12 protein-coding genes and 2 pseudogenes are annotated in these 17,054 nt (G+C 66.6%); 4 read left to right on the plus strand and 10 right to left on the minus strand.

The genetic code is table 11. From position 1 onward, the window contains the following. Nucleotides 1-76: 76 nt before the first annotated feature. From rsmG to CDN38_RS13650, 4 genes and pseudogenes are all read left to right on the plus strand, one after another. Nucleotides 77-817, plus strand: coding sequence for a 16S rRNA (guanine(527)-N(7))-methyltransferase RsmG (gene rsmG, locus CDN38_RS13635; RefSeq protein ID WP_075509256.1), 741 nt, complete (start codon nucleotides 77-79; stop codon nucleotides 815-817). Nucleotides 818-1,026: 209 nt separating this feature from the next. Then, a complete protein-coding gene (locus tag CDN38_RS13640) occupies nucleotides 1,027-2,010 on the plus strand; it encodes a ParA family protein (RefSeq protein WP_233026863.1) in 984 nt (327 codons plus the stop codon). Further along, nucleotides 2,007-2,987, plus strand: coding sequence for a ParB/RepB/Spo0J family partition protein (locus CDN38_RS13645; RefSeq protein ID WP_075509255.1), 981 nt, complete (start codon nucleotides 2,007-2,009; stop codon nucleotides 2,985-2,987). The genes CDN38_RS13640 and CDN38_RS13645 overlap by 4 nt, the downstream gene beginning before the upstream one ends. 356 nt (nucleotides 2,988-3,343) lie before the next feature. After that, nucleotides 3,344-4,069, plus strand: a pseudogene (locus tag CDN38_RS13650) (acetyltransferase); the annotation flags it as partial. Between the two features lie 82 nt (nucleotides 4,070-4,151). On the opposite strand, the gene cwlM reads toward CDN38_RS13650, so the two are convergent. The 10 genes and pseudogenes from cwlM to CDN38_RS13700 all read right to left on the minus strand — a co-directional run bounded on the left by cwlM (nucleotide 4,152) and on the right by CDN38_RS13700 (nucleotide 16,943). Then, complete coding sequence (cwlM, locus tag CDN38_RS13655; RefSeq protein WP_075509254.1) at nucleotides 4,152-5,372, minus strand: N-acetylmuramoyl-L-alanine amidase CwlM; 1,221 nt, start codon at nucleotides 5,370-5,372, stop codon at nucleotides 4,152-4,154. A gap of 462 nt (nucleotides 5,373-5,834) precedes the next feature. Further along, nucleotides 5,835-5,936: pseudogene (locus CDN38_RS13660) on the minus strand (WXG100 family type VII secretion target); the annotation flags it as partial. 347 nt (nucleotides 5,937-6,283) lie between these two features. Then, the gene (locus CDN38_RS13665) at nucleotides 6,284-6,598 is read right to left on the minus strand and encodes a PE family protein (RefSeq protein ID WP_075512744.1); all 315 of its coding nucleotides are present in this window, start codon (nucleotides 6,596-6,598) and stop codon (nucleotides 6,284-6,286) included. Between the two features lie 731 nt (nucleotides 6,599-7,329). Beyond that, on the minus strand, nucleotides 7,330-7,686 hold the full coding sequence (trxA, locus tag CDN38_RS13670) for a thioredoxin (RefSeq protein WP_075512745.1): 357 nt from the start codon (nucleotides 7,684-7,686) through the stop codon (nucleotides 7,330-7,332). After that, nucleotides 7,683-8,681, minus strand: coding sequence for a thioredoxin-disulfide reductase (gene trxB / locus CDN38_RS13675; RefSeq protein ID WP_075512746.1), 999 nt, complete (start codon nucleotides 8,679-8,681; stop codon nucleotides 7,683-7,685). Before trxB ends, trxA begins: the two co-directional genes overlap by 4 nt. Nucleotides 8,682-8,780: 99 nt before the next feature. Next, nucleotides 8,781-9,542: an RsmA family anti-sigma factor gene (locus CDN38_RS13680; RefSeq protein WP_075512747.1), complete on the minus strand. Its 762-nt coding sequence runs from the start codon at nucleotides 9,540-9,542 to the stop codon at nucleotides 8,781-8,783. A gap of 74 nt (nucleotides 9,543-9,616) precedes the next feature. Beyond that, entirely contained in the window at nucleotides 9,617-10,183 is a 567-nt protein-coding gene (sigM, locus tag CDN38_RS13685; RefSeq protein WP_075512748.1) for an RNA polymerase sigma factor SigM, read from the minus strand. Between the two features lie 60 nt (nucleotides 10,184-10,243). Beyond that, nucleotides 10,244-13,807 carry a lipid II flippase MurJ gene (locus CDN38_RS13690; RefSeq protein WP_075512749.1) on the minus strand — a complete coding sequence of 1,188 codons (3,564 nt, stop codon included), beginning with the start codon at nucleotides 13,805-13,807 and terminating at the stop codon, nucleotides 10,244-10,246. Next, nucleotides 13,804-16,206: a hypothetical protein gene (locus CDN38_RS13695; RefSeq protein ID WP_075512750.1), complete on the minus strand. Its 2,403-nt coding sequence runs from the start codon at nucleotides 16,204-16,206 to the stop codon at nucleotides 13,804-13,806. The genes CDN38_RS13690 and CDN38_RS13695 overlap by 4 nt, the downstream gene beginning before the upstream one ends. Next, nucleotides 16,203-16,943 carry an NUDIX hydrolase gene (locus tag CDN38_RS13700; RefSeq protein ID WP_075512751.1) on the minus strand — a complete coding sequence of 247 codons (741 nt, stop codon included), beginning with the start codon at nucleotides 16,941-16,943 and terminating at the stop codon, nucleotides 16,203-16,205. Before CDN38_RS13700 ends, CDN38_RS13695 begins: the two co-directional genes overlap by 4 nt. Between the last annotated feature and the right edge of the window lie 111 nt (nucleotides 16,944-17,054).

A 17,054-nucleotide genomic window follows, 5' to 3' on the forward strand; every position in this document is an offset into this window, starting at 1 on the left:
GCGATGTTGTGGCGGTGAGTTACAGCTATGGAGTTCCGCCGGACAGGGCCGTCGGCGGAGCCCGGAAGATCGGAGAATGTTTCACGTGAAACATGGACGTTCTCCGGAGCTCGGCCCGCCGCGAGCCGCATTGGAACCGATGCACCCCGACAGGTCGGGGATCCCGACGGCGATCTTTGGCGACCGGCTGGGACTTGCCCGGAGATACGCCGACTGGTTGGCGGGGCCCGGGGCGGACCGCGGGTTATTGGGTCCCCGTGAGGCCGAGCGAATGTGGGAACGGCACCTATTGAACTGTGCCGTGATTGGCGAACTCGTGGATCCCGGTGAACGGATAGTTGACATCGGTAGCGGCGCCGGACTGCCCGGTGTGCCGCTGGCCCTCGTGCGGCCCGATCTCCGAATCGTTCTGCTGGAGCCGTCGCTGCGCCGCAGCGAATTTCTGCACGAGGTCGTGGCCGACCTGGGGTTGGCAGTGGATGTGGTGCGGGGCCGGGCCGAGGACCCGGCGGTACGGAAGCGGCTTGGGGCCAGCGATGTCGCGGTGTCGAGAGCGGTGGCCCCATTGGACAAACTGACGAAGTGGAGTATGGCGTTGCTGAAGCGAGACGGGCGAATGCTTGCGATCAAGGGAGAGCGAGCCGCCGATGAAGTGGCGAAGTATCGGCGTGTAATGACCGCATCGGGTGTGCGTGATGTCAGGGTAGTGGAATGTGGCGCGAACTATTTACGAACAACCGCAACCGTGGTGGTGGCCCGGCGCGAAGGTCGGGACCGACCGGAGCGGGGGCAATCAGCGGACGGGGTAACGATATGAACGCGCCCCGGCTTTTCGCCGCGTCGGCCCCAGGCGCTCCTGCGCCGCAGACGGGGATCTCGCCGGCCCGGCCGTCACGGCCTGTGTCGCTTATTTCGGTAGACGCACCCGGCGCGGAAGGGCCGACCTCATCTGCCGCGCCGCCACGGTCCGGAACGCTGTCGACGGTTACCTCCCGCTCAGCCAAGACATTCGCGGGTGCCACAACGATGGACAGCGCGAGCCCGACCGCCCTGCTACCCCCCGAGTTGGCGTCGGCGGCCGAAACAACGCACAATCCCACGGTGAATGTTTCACGTGAAACATCAACAGAAATCGACACCCCGATCGGCGCTGCGGCCGAACGCGCCATGCGCGTCCTGCACACCACCCACGAACCGTTACCACGGCCCCACCAGCGGCGCCTTTTCACCGTCGCCAACCAGAAGGGCGGTGTGGGCAAGACGACCACCGCCGTCAACCTCGCCGCCGCCCTTGCCGTTCAGGGACTCAAGACGCTCGTCATCGATCTCGATCCACAGGGCAACGCGAGCACGGCGCTAGGCATCACCGAACGGCAATCCGGGACGGCGTCGTCCTACGAAGTGCTCATCGGCGAAGTGTCGTTGCGGCAGGCAATACGGCGTAGCCCTCACAGCGAGCGACTGTTCTGTGTCCCGGCGACAATCGATCTCGCCGGCGCCGAGATCGAACTGGTGAGTATGGTGGCACGCGAGAACCGGTTGCGTACCGCGCTGGCCGAACTCGACAACCTCGACTTCGACTACGTCTTCGTCGACTGCCCCCCGTCGTTGGGACTGCTCACCATCAACGCACTGGTCGCCGCCCCGGAAGTGCTGATCCCGATTCAGTGTGAGTATTACGCGCTGGAGGGTGTGTCACAGCTGATGCGCAATATCGAGATGGTGAAGGCACACCTCAACCCCGAACTCGAAGTCACCACGGTAATCCTGACGATGTATGACGGCCGGACGAAGCTGGCCGATCAGGTGGCGGAAGAGGTCCGCCGGTATTTCGGAAGCAAGGTATTGCGGACGGTGATTCCCCGCAGCGTCAAGGTATCGGAGGCGCCGGGCTACAGCATGACGATCATCGATTACGATCCCGGTTCGCGTGGAGCAATGAGCTACCTCGATGCCAGTCGCGAACTAGCCGATCGTTATCGACCATCAGCCGGGAGGGGACGACCATGACGCAGCCCTCACGCCGGAAAGGCGGCCTAGGGCGGGGACTGGCGTCACTGATTCCCACCGGTCCCGCCGACGGTGAGTCGGGGCCGTCGTTCGGCCCACGGATGGGGTCCGCGACCGCAGACGTCGTAATCGGCGGGCCCACGCTCGACGCCAGCCCGATGGGTGCGGTGTACCGCGAAATAGACCCTTCGGACATCGAGGCGAATCCCCGGCAACCGCGCCAGGTTTTCGACCAAGAGGCGCTGCAGGAATTGGTGCACTCGATCCGCGAGTTCGGGCTCTTGCAGCCGATTGTCGTGCGGGCGATCGAGGCAACACCAAGCGGTGCGCACTACCAAATCGTGATGGGCGAGCGACGTTGGCGCGCTGCCCAAGAGGCCGGCCTGGCCACCATTCCCGCTATCGTGCGCGAAACCGGTGACGACAGTCTGCTGCGCGACGCGCTGTTGGAAAACATCCATCGGGTCCAGTTGAACCCGCTGGAGGAGGCTGCCGCCTACCAACAGCTACTCGATGAATTCGGCGTTACCCACGATGAACTGGCCGCACGCATTGGCCGGTCGCGCCCGTTGATCACCAACATGATCCGGTTGCTCAAGCTGCCGATCCCCGTTCAGCGGCGGGTTGCCGCGGGGGTGTTGTCGGCTGGTCATGCGCGTGCGCTGCTGTCGCTCGAGGCCGGGCCAGAGGCACAGGAGGAACTGGCGAGCCGGATCGTCGCCGAGGGTCTTTCGGTGCGAGCCACCGAGGAAGCCGTCACGCTGGCCAACCGAGCTGGTGCTAGCACACCGACCCCGCCGCGGCGCAAACCGATCCAGATGCCGGGACTTCACGACGTTGCCGAGCGACTGTCGACCGCCTTCGACACCCGGGTCACGGTCAGCCTTGGCAAACGCAAGGGCAAGATCGTGGTGGAATTCGGCTCGGTGGACGATTTGCAGCGGATCATCGGCTTGATGACCGACGCCAAGGCGTGAGCCGCAACACCGGGTAATTACGTCACAGTGACACTGACGCAGTTCCGGAATAGGGAGGCAGTGCTTGGTGCGGTGTACTTCGACGCAGACCCTATGCGCGTCAGGGGTTTTCGTGACGCGGCCGGCTGGTTGTGATCAGCGGAGCCGGTCGTGACGCGGCAGCGGCCGGCGGCGGCCCCGGTGGCCAACCGACACTGGCCCAACCGCGACCAACTCTCCTATCCTGGAGAGGTTGCTGGCGCGCATCGGCCGGGGGAGAACAGGGCTGTGGGCGTGGCGATGCGACAACGCGGGCCGAAGGGCCGGCAGAGGAGCGGGGCTGACAGTTGCAGTACCGCACGGAGGCCAGGAGACTAGTGTCTGCTCGTACCACAGCGCTGCGGCTCGAAGCCTTCGAGCAGCTTCCCAAGCACGCGCGCCGATGCGTCTTCTGGGAAGTAGACCCCGCGACCCTGGGCAACGATCACCACCTCGCCGACCCCGAATTCGAAAAAGAAGCCTGGCTCTCGATGGTGATGTTGGAGTGGGGTTCGTGCGGTCAGGTGGCGACAGCCATCCCGGATGAACGCAGCGTCGCCGAACCGCCGTGTTTGGGGTACGTGTTCTACGCTCCGCCGCGAGCGGTACCGCGGGCCCGTCGGTTCCCGACCGCGCCGGTGTCTGCCGATGCGGTGTTGTTGACATCGATGGGTATCGAACGCGGACAAGCCCCCGATGATTTGCCGCACAGCCTGATCGCTGGGGTGGTCGACGAACTGGTCCGGCGCGGGGTACGCGCGTTGGAGGCTTTCGGCCGCACGGCGGAGGTGGCCGACTTACAGGACCCCGGATTGGTCGACCCCGAAGTGCGCCCGGTGCTCGAGGCTGTCGGTGACTGCTCCGTCGACCACTGTGTCATCGACGCAAACTTCTTGATAGACATGGGTTTTGTGGTGGTGGCCCCGCACAGGTACTTCCCGCGGCTGCGGCTCGAACTGGACAAGGGCTTTGGGTGGAAGGCCGAGGTAGAGGCGGCTTTGGAGCGATTGCTGGAAAATGCGCAGCTGCAGCAACCCGTGGGGGCGGCTACTGCGGCCAGTTCCAGGGCCAGTTCTACGGCCAGTTCTAGGCCGGGCAACACCCTCGGACGGCTCGAAAACGATGCGCCCTGGAACTCAAGACAATTCAGGAACCGCCGAGCCTGCTGGCCCGTTCCACCGACAGCTCGTGGGCCAATAACTCGGCGAAAGTAAAAGTGCCTGTGGGTCGATCGTTCTTGCCCAACAAGTAGAGGCGCTTGACTGCGGCAAGAATACCTTCGGCAATGGCGTCGCGGGTCTGTGTCGAGACCAGCATCTCCCGATCATGGGGGTTGGTGATGTAGCCGATGTCGACTTGAACGGTCGGCATCCGGGTCAGCCGCAACAGATCCCACGTCCGGCCATGGGTACGGCAGTCCCGTAAACCAGTGCGCGCCACCACTTCTCGCTGAATGAAGTCAGCCAGATTGCGACCGATGGTGGACACCGACCCGTGCGAGTTACCGAAGTGGAACGAGGCGACGCCGTTAGCCGAAGGACTGGCTTGGGTTTCGCAGCGCAGGCTGATCATCAGGTCTGCGCCAACCGCGTTGGCGGTGGCGGCGCGTTCGGCGTCTGACGGGCTGCGGTTGGCCGGGCGGGACAAGAAGGTCTCCATGCCGATGGCCGACATTCGTCCTTCAAGGCGACTCGCCAAGTCCCACAAGACGTCTGCCTCGCTGATCGGCCCGGCCGGGCCCTGGGTGATCAGGCCGTGATCGGCACCGCCGCGGCCGGGATCGATGATGATGCGCTTGCCGGACAACTTGGGACCCGAACGGCGGACCAGCTCCTCTTCCCGAATCGCGTGCGGTGAGCCGCCGCTGACCCGTGAACTAAGAAAGTACAAGGACCGCAACGTTTCTGGCCCGCAGATACCGTCGGCGGCGAGCCCGTACTCACGCTGATACGACATCAGCGCATTGTGGGTCTGCAACCCGAAATATCCGTCGACCAGCCCCGTGTAGAACCCGAGATCCTGAAGTCGGGCCTGTAGTGTCGCGACATCGTCACCGTATAGCGGCGCACCGAATTGGTGATAGAGCGTGCGGGCGCCGAGCCGGTAGGAAGCCTCCTTCAACGCCCGATAGGTGGCCTCGCCGACGATGCCGTCAACGAGCAATCCGCGATGCTGCTGGAAGGCACGTACCGCTTGGTCGAGTTCGGCGTCGAACACCTCGAGCGCAACGTGGCGGCCCGTGATCAGATCTTCGTCGGGATTATCCAGCATCCCCAGCGCGGCCAGCGCAGCGCGGATCTCGGTGACAGCGGCGCTACGGTCACCACAGCGCAGCGCGTCGCCGTCTTCGCGGCGCGGACTCGGCATACCAAAGGCCCTCCAGGACTCACTGATCTCGCTGACAAATGCAACACAGCTAGCCGCTATTGTCGCAGACGCTTCCCAATTTCGGGAAAACCCCAGGCTGATCTGGGGCCCGACGCGTCGTCCAGGTGACGGTTGGTCGCAGCACTACAACTGCGATGATGACGGTAGGGCGCGGTGGATGGTGGCCGTGACGGCTTTTGCAACGAAACCTGGTCGGATTGGGTAATCCCGATGTTCTTTGCTGCAGTGAGCGCGTTGCAGCTTGCGATGGCTGTCCGGAGCGGGGCGATGATGGTTTGGGCGATCTCATCGTGAGTTGCTTACATTGACGGGTGGCGCCTCTGTGCTTGCTGCATTTCGCCGTGTCCGAAATGAAGTGAATCGGTTTTGAACGGCCTGCGCACGGGACCAAACACGGTGGAGGCCAGCCCCGCGGGACTGGCCTCCACCGGATGCTTTAGGCTAGGCGCCCCATTTGGCGGCTTCGGCCATGCCGCGGGCGTTCATTGCCAACGTGTTGGATTCATGCGTGGAGGCCATCGATTGATATGCGCTGACCAGTTCTGTGCTTCCCCCGGTTTCTCGGAGACTTCCGAACCAGGTTTGATCTTGAGAGCCTGGAGGAAGGAAGTGTGCAGTGGCAGCGAACAGGAAGTATCCGGTGGTACAACCCCCGCCGCATCCAAGCTGGCCTCTGCGGGCTCTCACCCGACGAATATGAAGCTGCCTGGAAGGACAACCAGCAGCACCACCCCCAAGCGGCTACCCTCCCACTCGAGGGGGTCGGTCCCAAATAAAAAAAGTCTCCGGGAAACCGGGGGAGGTCCGTGCCTCCCAGCTGGCCGGCCCCGGACCAGCGCGCAGCATCGCCGAGTTCACCTCCGGCGGGCACGCCATCCAGATCGGTGCGATCATGCCAAACCAGCCGCAGGGGCATACATCAGCGCTGCGGTGGCATCACCAGCGGCATAACTGACCCCGGCCTCACCGATGCGCACACCCGAGCGGGCCAGCTCTTCGACACCCTCAGTGGCGATCCCTACGTGCTGCACACCGCAGGCACTGAGCTCCGCCGCAGTAGCCAGCGACACCGGGTCGGCCGCTGGAGCCACCACTCCCGTGATCAACGGCGCCGCGGCAGCATGCGCAGCCGCCAACCGAGCACTCAACGCCTCCGCCGCCGCAGCCGCGCCGGCCAAACCCTCAGGAACCACCCGCAGCGTCAAGTCGACACTCCTCGTTCTAATGTTTTATGACTCCGCGGGTTTCCAGATGTTGCCGAATTCGCGGTATCCAACGACCGACCGATTGGACCATGGCCGCTGACTCTGGGCAACGACGCGCCGATACATTCGAGGTCTCGGATCATAAATAGAAATAATCAACCCGGTGCAGCGCAGGCGTTGAATCGCTGGGGGCTGCAACGAGCGACCGTTCCACGCGAATTCCGCTGACAGATAACAGGGTTCGAGTGTGACAAAGCGAGGGCGACCAAAGCCGGAGCCATTTAGACCGATGGGAAAAGCAAGACGCTGACGTTCTGGTGTTGCGACCCAAGTCGGTCGTCGTTTTCGGCGGTGCGGATACGGGCGATTCAGGCGTGCGCCAATGGCCTACGAAAGTGGCTGCACGGGAGCTGGTTTCGCGTCAGATCAGATAGTTACAGTAAATTTAACCTGACCGCCGCATTTCGAATCCCGGCCGCAACCGACGGTATGCAAGCGGGATCGCCGCTACACCCCAGGACGGCGGCTTTCTCATCAGCCACATCAGTCTCCGCGGTTCGGGGTGTCTCGCTTTGCCCGCCTTTCCCCGACAAATTCGTTGCACCCCTGGGCTTGTCGCTCGAAGATGGGCACATTGCGCACCGCTAGGCCTGGGGTACCCAGGACTCTGTGCAGCGCGGCAAATAGATCAGCACGGTCCTAGACTTGTCGCGAATGGGGTGTCGGCCGAGCTACTGGCCGAGGTTCGGTACCACGTCGGAAATCTCGCGCAGCAAGGCTGCTTTCCCTTTGGCCCCGACGATTCGTTTCACCGGCTGGCCGTCCTTGAACAGGATCATCGTGGGAATCGAGATGACCTGAAAGTCACGGGCGGTTTGCGGGTTGGCGTCCACGTCGAGCTTGGCCACCGTGAGGCTGCCCGAACGCTCCGCGGCGATTTCTTCGAGCACCGGCGCCACCATCTTGCACGGGCCGCACCAGGTGGCCCAAAAGTCAACCAGCACAGGCTTATTACTAGACAGCACGGTGGTGGAAAAGGAAGCGTCGGAAACTTCGATTGTGGCGCCGGACTTCTCGGAATCGGTCATTGTTGTGCTCCAATCAAGGTGTCGGTACTGTCTGCGTGCCCGGTTGCTTCGCGTTCGGCCAGCCAGCGTTCGGCGTCGATGGCAGCGGCACAACCGCTGCCGGCTGCGGTGACCGCCTGCCGGTAGGTGCGGTCGACCAGGTCTCCGGCGGCGAATACCCCGTCCAGCGAAGTGCTTGTGGTGCCGCCGTTGACCAGCACGTAGCCGTCTGGATCCAGCTCGACGGCATCGCGCACCAGGCCGGAACGCGGCTCGTGTCCGATCGCGACAAAGACGCCGGTTACCGGCAGTGTGGTTTCTTCACCGGTGGCGGTGTCGCGCAACCGCAGTCCGGTGACGGTCGTGTCCCCGTCCACGGCGAGCACCACCTTGTTGGTCAGGATGTTGATCTTGTCGTTTGCCTGGGCGCGGTTGAGCATGATCTTGGAAGCCCGGAACTCGTCGCGGCGGTGCACCAGCGTGACACTGCGGGCAAACCGGGTCAGGAAGGTAGCCTCCTCCATGGCCGAGTCACCGCCGCCGATGACGGCGATGTCCTGGTCGCGGAAGAAGAACCCGTCACAGGTGGCACAGGAACTCACTCCGCGCCCGAGCAGCTTCTGCTCGCCGGGCACGTGCAGGTAGCGCGCCGCCGCACCCATCGCCAGGATCACGGCGCGAGCGCGGTAGGTTTCGCCCTCGGCGGTGACGACCGACTTGATCGGTCCGTCCAGCGATACCGACTCCACGTCCTCCATGCGCAGGTCCGCACCAAACCGCAACGCCTGTTCCCGCATCTGGTCCATCAACTCGGGACCGGTGATGCCGTCGCGGAAACCCGGATAGTTCTCCACCTCGGTGGTGGTCATCAGTGCGCCGCCGAACGAGGTGCCTTCGAACACCAGCGGAGCCAACTGCGCCCGGGCGGTGTAGAGAGCGGCGGTGTACCCGGCAGGACCGGAGCCGATGATGATCACGTCGTGGATGGTGTCTGGAGTGGCGGAGGCGGCAGTCATGCGGGCCTTTCGGGTGCGGAAAGCTGGACTCGGACTTTTATGAACGCCAGCGTAGGCACTGGTGTTCCCCTCCGCGCGCCGGACCATGTCGGGATGCCGCTACGAGCCGGTGGCTCGGGTCACCGTGGTGCTGGCCAACAGGCCGGTATCCGCGGCGCTGCAGTTGAGCGCCACCGCGTAGACCGCCACAGTGTCGGCGACGTCACCGGGGACCACCAGCAGCACGCCGGGGCGGGCGTTGATGTCGATCGGCCGTGCGCCCAGGATCTGCGTGGACGCCGGGTAGCCCAGCCCGCTCAGGCAGGACGCGCGCCTTGCCGGGTCGGCGAGGGCGGTGTCTAGCGGGCCGTAGTCGGGTGTGCGTTGCAGCAGTTCCAGGATCTGTTCGTGCGGCAGCGGAATCACCGGCGGCGGCGTCGAGACGGTGATGTGCATTGCGGTGGCGGGTGTGCTCGGTGCCGGTGCGGGCGCAGTGACCAGTGCGGCGGTACCGACACCGATCGCCGCGACGGCCGCGCAGCACCCGGCTATGCCGGCAAGGATTTTCGCCGGGCGGATGCGCGGTCGGGCTGCGTGAGTGGCGGCCGAGTCACTGGAAGCCGCGGACCGCAGCGTCCGGGAAACCTTGGCGGTGACATCGATGGGAGGATCCGGCGCCGACGCCGGATCAGCTCCGGCGGCCGCGAGGTCGCGGCGTACCTGCTGCAGTGCACGCAGGATTGCCGCCGCCTGCGGGTCAGTGCGGACTCGTCGGCGGACGCCGGCGGCGGCTTTGTCGTCGAACAGACCTGCCTGCAGGTCGGCGAGGAGCTCGACGGTCAGCGGCGGATTCGCGTCGGCTTCGTGTCCGGTTCCATTCATCCGCCCCAGTGTCCGTCATGCACAGCTTGATGACGATGCGCGCCCCGCGCGGCAGTGCGGCGCGCCGATCTGTGCTAACTCGCGTCGAAAGCGTTGGCGCCGGTGTCGAGGTAGCCCAGCAGTCGCGCCAGCCGCGCCCGCCCGCGGGCGCAGCGGCTCTTGACGGTGCCCTCGGCCACACCCAGCATGAGTGCCGTGTCGGCGATCGAGTACCCCTGCATATCGACCGCGACCACCGCGGCCCGTTGTTCGACCGGAAGCTGCAGCAGCGCTCGCTGCACCAAGATCTCCGTCTCGACTCGAGCCGTTGCATCCGGAACCGGATGCACGTCGTCGAGCGGGGCGGTCGGCCGCGCCCTGGCCTGGCGCAACCGGTCCAGGCAGGCATTGACCACGATGCGGTGCAGCCAGCTGCTGACCGCCGCGTCATACCGAAACGACGCCGCGCACCGGTGCGCCGAGAGCATCGCCTCTTGCAGTGCGTCCTCGGCGTCTTCCGGGGTGCGGCTGGTGAGCCGGGCCAACCGGTACAGGTGGCGCTGATGGCGAAGGAACAACTGCTCGAAGGCTCGGTGCTCGCCGCCGACGAAAGCCGCCAACAGCTCGGCGTCACTGCGTTCCCGCTTGCCCCCAAAACCCACGGCCGGACAGTAACCAATCGGTAGCCGCAGGGCACTTCACTCGTTTGCGGGGCTGTGCGGTCAGGATGCGGCCTGGATGGTGATCTCCGAGATGTCGGCGCGGCTCTTGCCGTCGGTGGTGCCCAATGTTGAAATCCACACCAGCAGGTTGGACGTCGGTGCCGACGATTTGACCGCGATGGTGTTGTGGCCGGGCTTGAGTGCGGTGGCCGAGGTCAGCACGGAGGTTTCGTCGAGCTTCGACGGGTTCGGCGTCGGTGACGAGCGAATCTCGACCTTGGTGCCGGTGCTGGAAATGTCGATGGTGACGGCGCCGACCACGGTCGGCTTCGGCAGCTGCAACATCAATCCGACGCCGTTCTTGAAAGCCGGGAACGGGACGGCGTCGGTGTAGGTGTCGGTTTGCCAGGAAGTGCTGGGATTGCCGTCGATAGCCAGATCGGCTTGGCCTGGGTTGTCGGCCTCCCCGTCGGGGGAGAAGACGGTGGCTTTGGTGGGTTTGACGGTGCTGCCGGCGGGGGCGGAACTGGCCTCCGACGCCGACGACGTTTGGGTGTTCAGGCCGAGCTGGTCCCGGTTGAGGCCGGCGCCGACGTTGCCGAAGACCTTGTTGATCACCGAGACCAGAACCAGAAGAGCGACCAGCAGAACGGCGGCGCCGGCACTGATACCGATGAGCAGGTTGCGGCGACGCCGCGCATAGGCTTCCCCGTCCTCCGCGGCCGAGCGGCGCACCGAGACCGGCGGCGCCGGCTCGACGGGACCGAGCACCTCGGTCCGATCGGCCACCGCAGTCGCCTGCTGAAGCAGGTTCAAAAGCGTTGAAGCACTGCGTATTCCGCCGTCCTCCTGGACTGAGCGTACGGCAACGGCGGAGATCTGGAAGGGAATGTCGCGGTCGATGACGGTCGGTTCGACGGGCTCACCGGACGCATCCCGTTCGGCCTGGGGGAACCCGCTGCGGGTCCCGGACTCCGGCAGCGGCCACTGGTTGACCAGCAGGGCATACAGCGCGGCGCCAATGCCACGGATGTCGTCCTGGGGGTTGGCTTCCGGCATGGTCGCCGGATAGGCCAGTACCACGTCGCCTTCGATGCTGACGCGCACCCGGCTGGGGTGGTCGATCGAGAGGGCCACTCCGGCGCGGTGCGCGGCGTCGGCGGCCGCGGCCAGTGACTGCATCGCCCGGATTGCCCCCACGGGCGACGGCGCGGTCTCGGCGACCTCGCGCAACGAACCGCCACGGATCCATTCGGCGACCACCAGACCCCCGGAACCGATGTGCAGGACGTCGAGCACCCGCGCGATACCGGGTTTGTCGATGCGGCTCAGCCGCAGGGTGCGGGCCAGGATCCCCTGGCGCACCTCCTCGGGCAGCGCGCCCTCCGGGTCGACGAACGTCAGCGCCACCTGGCGATCCAGCGCGGTGTCCAAGGCCTGCCAGAACCGCAGATGCGGTGTGCCGCCGTGGAAGATCAGCAGACGGTAGCGGCCGTTGGCAATACGGGCGCCCGGAACCAGGTTGACGTCGTCTCGCGGCACCGACGGTTCCGGGCCGCGTTCGCGCGGCGCATCGAACGGAATCGGTCCGTGGGTATCGGCGTCGCCGGAGAGCCGGTCGGGCCGGCGGGGCCGCGACCCGGCACCCCGATCGGGGTCGGCGGGAATGTCGGGGTGAAAGTCATCGGCAACGGGCCGCGGTAGGTCGGTGCCGGAGACGGCGTCGGACGAGGCGGCACTATCCGATGGGCGGTCGGTCACCTCCGGTCCTTTCGCTATCCCAGCTCTGATTGCCGGAGGTCTGCGCCGGATCGGCTGATGGACCGCAGTTTCCCCCGGCGGGGACGACTTTCTTTGCTCAGGGTACGTGACGCGGTGCCGGCCAGACGATCCGTCCGCCACGGTGACCGCGCGCCGACCGGGTTTGCCCGGCCGAATGCCGAGGCGATGCTGGATCACCCGTAGCGCCGCCTGCGCCTCCGGGACCTGCGCGCCGAGCATGATCGCGGCCAGAATCGGCACCATGATCAGCCCCAGAACGAGCAGCCGCAGCAGTGAGCCGGCCCCACCGCCATGGGCGGTCAGCTTAGCCAGGCCGAGCAGCCGATCCGCGACGTGGGCAACCAGGCCGGCCAGCAACGAGGCGGCGGTCGTCACCAGGATGGTGTGGCCCTCGTGGACGCCGATCAGCTGACCACCGCCGGGCCGCAGCGCCCGTCGCAGCAGGTAATAGCCGACCGTCGCGCCGGCCAGGAATCCGAGCCCGTTGGCCAGTCCCAGATAGCCGGCAACCAGCTCGGGGTCTTCGGTGACGTGCGGTGCCAGCAGCGAGGCGATGATCTTGACGCCGGTGATAACCACGATGATGACGATCGGCGTCCATGGTTGCTCCTGGGCGTAGAACACCCGCAGTTGCAGCAGCACCAGCCCGTAGGGAATCAAGGTGAACGCCGACAACGCGATCGCGGCGCCGAGGTATCCGGCATCGACTTGGCCGAAATGTCCGTAGGCAAACAACGCGCTCCCCATCGCCGGCCCGCCGACAGTCATGAAGGCCACTGTGGGGATCAGCGTGATCATGGTCAGCCGGGTGGCCAGCGACAGGTCGGCGAGCACCGCCGGGATGTCGTCGGCGGCGGCATTACGGCTCAGTCGCGGCATCACCACGGTCAGCACGGTGACACCGATCATCCCGAACGGCAGCATCAGCACCAGCCAGGTGTAGTTGTAGATCGCCGGGCCCGAGGCCGCTGCCGTGCTGGCGATCTGGTTGCCGACGACCAGGCCGAGCTGACTGATCAGCACATACAGCACCATCGCTGCGGCCATCGCGCCAAATCGCTTGAGCCGCTGGTCGATTCCCCACAACGGCCGCAGGCTGATGTGCTCACGCCCAATCGCCACCAGCAGCATGGCAGTTTGGGCGAACACCCCCAACGTGGTCCCGATTCCCAGCACCAACAGCTTGGGGTTGCCCATCTTGACCGGATCGACCGACAGCTCACCGGGGACCGCCAGATACACCCCCAGGGTCGCGATGGCGACCACGTTGTTGACGACGGGCGCCCACGCCGGCGGCCCGAACACGTTGCGGGTGTTCAGGATCGCCATGAACACCGACGACAGGCCGTAGACAAGGACCTGGGGGAGTAGCAGGTAGGCGAAGGCGGTGGTCAGTGGCTCGTTGACTTGCGGATTGCGGCCCAGCATCAGGCGCACCAGCAGCGGTGCCGCGGCCACCGACAGCACAGTGGCCACGACCAGCAGCGTGGTGGCCAACGTCACCAATCGGCGCACAAACGCGGCGCCACCGTCGGGGTCGTCCCGCTCGGCACGGGCCAGCACCGGCACGAAGATCGCGGTGAAGGTGGCTTCCAGGACCAGCGCGGCCACCAGGTTCGGCAGCTGGTTGGCCACCGAGAACGAGCTGGACAACGCGGCGCCCAGGATCGCAGCCAGCAGCACGATCCGGGCGAAGCCGGTGAGCCGGCTGATCAGCGTCGCGAAGGCCATTCCCCACGATCGCGACACCAGGGCGGCGTCGGACAGTTCGGCCCGGCGCGGGGCCGGCGGCGGATCCGGGCGCTGCGTCGCTGGGTGCACTCGCCGCGGAGCCGGTTTCATACCCGATGCTCTTCTTCGACCCGACGGTCGGGCGCACCATGCTGTTGGGTGTGCCGGGCCGGGGGCGGGTCGGGGCGATCCAGGTCGGCGCGGTCGGGCTGGCCGCGGAACCGGTGCCAAAGCCGCCGTCCGGCCAGTGTCACCAGCACTGCCGCGGCGGTGAGAGTGATGGCGAACAGCACCTTGCCGTAGGCGTTGGAGTGCACCGACAACCGCACCGGTTCACCCAGCGCCATGCCGTCGGGCGTCTTGAGCGCGACGTCGATGGCGACCCGCTGGGTGAAGTTGACTTCGATAGGTACCCGCAGCGGCAGATATCCGGGCGGCAGCTCGATTTGCCCGATGTCGGTGACCGTCATGCCGGGCGGAGCATCGACCTGCAGCTTGACCCGGATGGGTACGGCCAGACCGTTATGCAGCGCCAGGGGAAGCGGACTGTGTTCGGTCGCCAGGGTGTAGGAGCCGCCCGGGTTGACGATGGTGACCGCACCGAAGAAGTCGTTGATGGTGTTGCCGACCACCGCCAGCCGCTGCTGGGCCAGGCCGTTGCGGGTATCCGGTGGCACCGACTGGCTCAGCGCGCGCAGCATGTCCTCGCGAAGCGGCGCGGTGTATTGCACGCCGGTCAGCCCGGTGCGGTCATCGGTGGTCAGCGCCGCGGTGAGCTTCCACAATCGGCCGACTTGGCTGGCGATCTGCGAGGTGATGTCGTCGCTGAACCGGCCGCGGGCGGTCGCGGGGTTGGCCTCGGTGCCCGGGGGCTGCGGTGGCTCGGTGTGCGCCGCCGCGTCGGCGATCAGCGCAGGCAGCGGACGCGGCACGGCCAGTCCGGCGTGAATGGTGGTGGCCAGGGCGGTCAGGATGGCCTGCGCGTCGTCGCCCTGCAGGTTCCACGTCGCCGGTGGCACCAGGATCTGGGTGCGTGGGGCGGCATCCGGGTACAGGCTGCGCCACAGCACGGCACCCAAGGCGTCCTCGCGGCGGGCGGTGGCCGAGTCGTGACTGATGCGAACCGACAGCGACGAGTCGAGGTAGGTGGGAACGATCGGGTTGGCGCCGGCCGCGGCCAGCGCGGCGCCGACGGCCGGGTCGAACGGCGCCGCGACCAGCTGCGGGGACAGCCGCCGGGGGGTGATATCGGGGTTGGCGGAGGTTCCTTGAGCCGTTTCCGGGGCGGCAAAGTCGGCGGCCGCGATCGCGACCATGCCATCGTTGGCGCTCAGCAGGTCGACACCACGGGTGGTCAACGGCCCGTCCGGCATCAGGGTTGCACCCCGCACGGAGTTGATGTCGAGGATCTTGTCGACGATGTCGCCGGCGCTCAGGGTGGCGATCGCGCTCAACCCGGGGTCGTTGACCCGCTGCAAGGCGTCCAGGTCGGCCTGGGAATACGGAAGCGGTGCCACGCAGGTGCGATGAGCCAGCGCGCGCAGCCGGTTCAGCCAGATAGTGGCCGCGGTTTGGCCCGTTCCCGGGTGGGTCGAGGTGCCGGGCAACTGCCCGGGGCCGTCGGGCGAGTCGGACACCACATAGCCGGCAGTCATCGCGTTGACGGTGACGAGCAGATCCGGATCGACTGCCAGACACAGCGCGCGGGTGACGGCGCCCTCGGGGTCGACGTCGCGGCTGGTGGCGAGCTCGGCCGCGGAAAGCAGGGTGTCGAGTCGGCCGCCGTTGGCCAGCGAGTTGGCCAGGTCGTCGTCGACGAGCCGCACCGGAATAGTGCCGCCCGGGACGCCGGGGGCCAGCCGGGGCCGGTCAGCGAGCGGCCACAGCATGGTGATCCATACCGGCTTGGTGGTTTCCGGTGCGACGGCGGTGTCGTAGGCCGCTGACTTATCGGACTTGTCGGGGGGCACTCCCACGACGGGCAGCAGGAACCGGGCGTTGTCGAGGCGGGCGGGGGCCCCGTAGTCGGGTGTCCCGTTGACGTTGACCAGGATCGGGAAGATACCGGGTTGGTCGATGGTCAACGACGGCTTGGTCAGCGATCGTAGCGGAGCGGACAGGGTGAACCCCGCCCCGTGTCCGCGCTGCAGTTCCGGGGCGACGGTGACGAAGTCGGCGGCCGGCTGGTATTGGTCGGTGGTGCCGTCGAGCGAGGTGCGCAAGGCCGCCGACGACGTGACGGTCCCGGCATGCTCGAGCCGGACCATCACGTCACGGACCGGGCGGTCACCGATGTTGGTCACCGTGCCGCTGACGGTGACCACCGGGTCGCTGGTGGTGGTGACGACGTCCGGGGTCACCTGATCGATGCGCACCTGCACGAAGGGCGTGGGGGTGGGCTCACCCGCGGTCGCACGCGGTGCTTGCAGCACGCCCGCGAAACCGGCCACGATGCCGATCACGGCGGCGAGGCGCCACAAACCGGCCCAAGGCACTCGCAACGCAGTCACGGCCCGTGCGAGTTCTTTCGGCTCGGCGGCGATCCGTCGGCGTGCCGGGTGCGTGAGTGGGTCTGCGGCCGTCGCCGCGGTGAGCTGGGCGGAAGCGGGGGAAGTGCGGCCGGGCCGTCGGTCTGCAGTTTGTCGATCAGTTCGTCGGCCACCTCGGCCAGGCGGCGTTCGTCGGCGTAGGCCAGCCGGGACGGCAGCTCCCGGATCGGCACCCAGGCCACCTCGGCGACCTCGAGATCGTCGTCGGAAAGCTCGCCGCCCGAAAAGCGCATCAGATAGTGATGCACGGTCTTGTGCACCCGGCGGCCGTCGGTGACGAACCAGTAGTCGATGCGACCCAGCGCGGCCAGCACGCTGCCGCGGATTCCGGTTTCCTCGGCGACCTCGCGGATCGCGGTCTGTTCGGCCGTCTCGCCCATTTCGATGTGGCCCTTGGGCAGCGACCACAGCATGCGTCCGCGTCGGTCGATGCGGCCGATCAGCGCCGCGACCTGCTCGTCACGCGGCCCGTCGATACCGTCGATGACCAGGCCTCCGGCGGATGTCTCGTGCACCGTGCGCAGCCGGTCCGGACGGCCGCGACGCGAGCGCGGCCGGGCAGGTCTTGCCGATGACGGGGTGGCGGCGCCGTTGCCGGCAGGTTGGATGTCCGTAGCATTTTCGGCGGAACCCGCAACGCCACGACCGCGGCGCCGGCCCCGGCGCCGACGTGGTTTGGCTTGTTCGCCCTGCGACACCCAAGCGATATTAGCTGGCACGGGCTGGTCTTCCCGATGTACTCGCCGTTGGGGCTGCGTCGTCGGTGCAGGTTCGGGTGGCCGGGCCGCGCGCGGGCACGCCGGTGGGTG

Origin of the sequence: Mycobacterium ostraviense, assembly GCF_002705925.1 — a bacterium.
In the GTDB taxonomy this organism is placed as follows: Bacteria; Actinomycetota; Actinomycetes; order Mycobacteriales; family Mycobacteriaceae; genus Mycobacterium; species Mycobacterium ostraviense.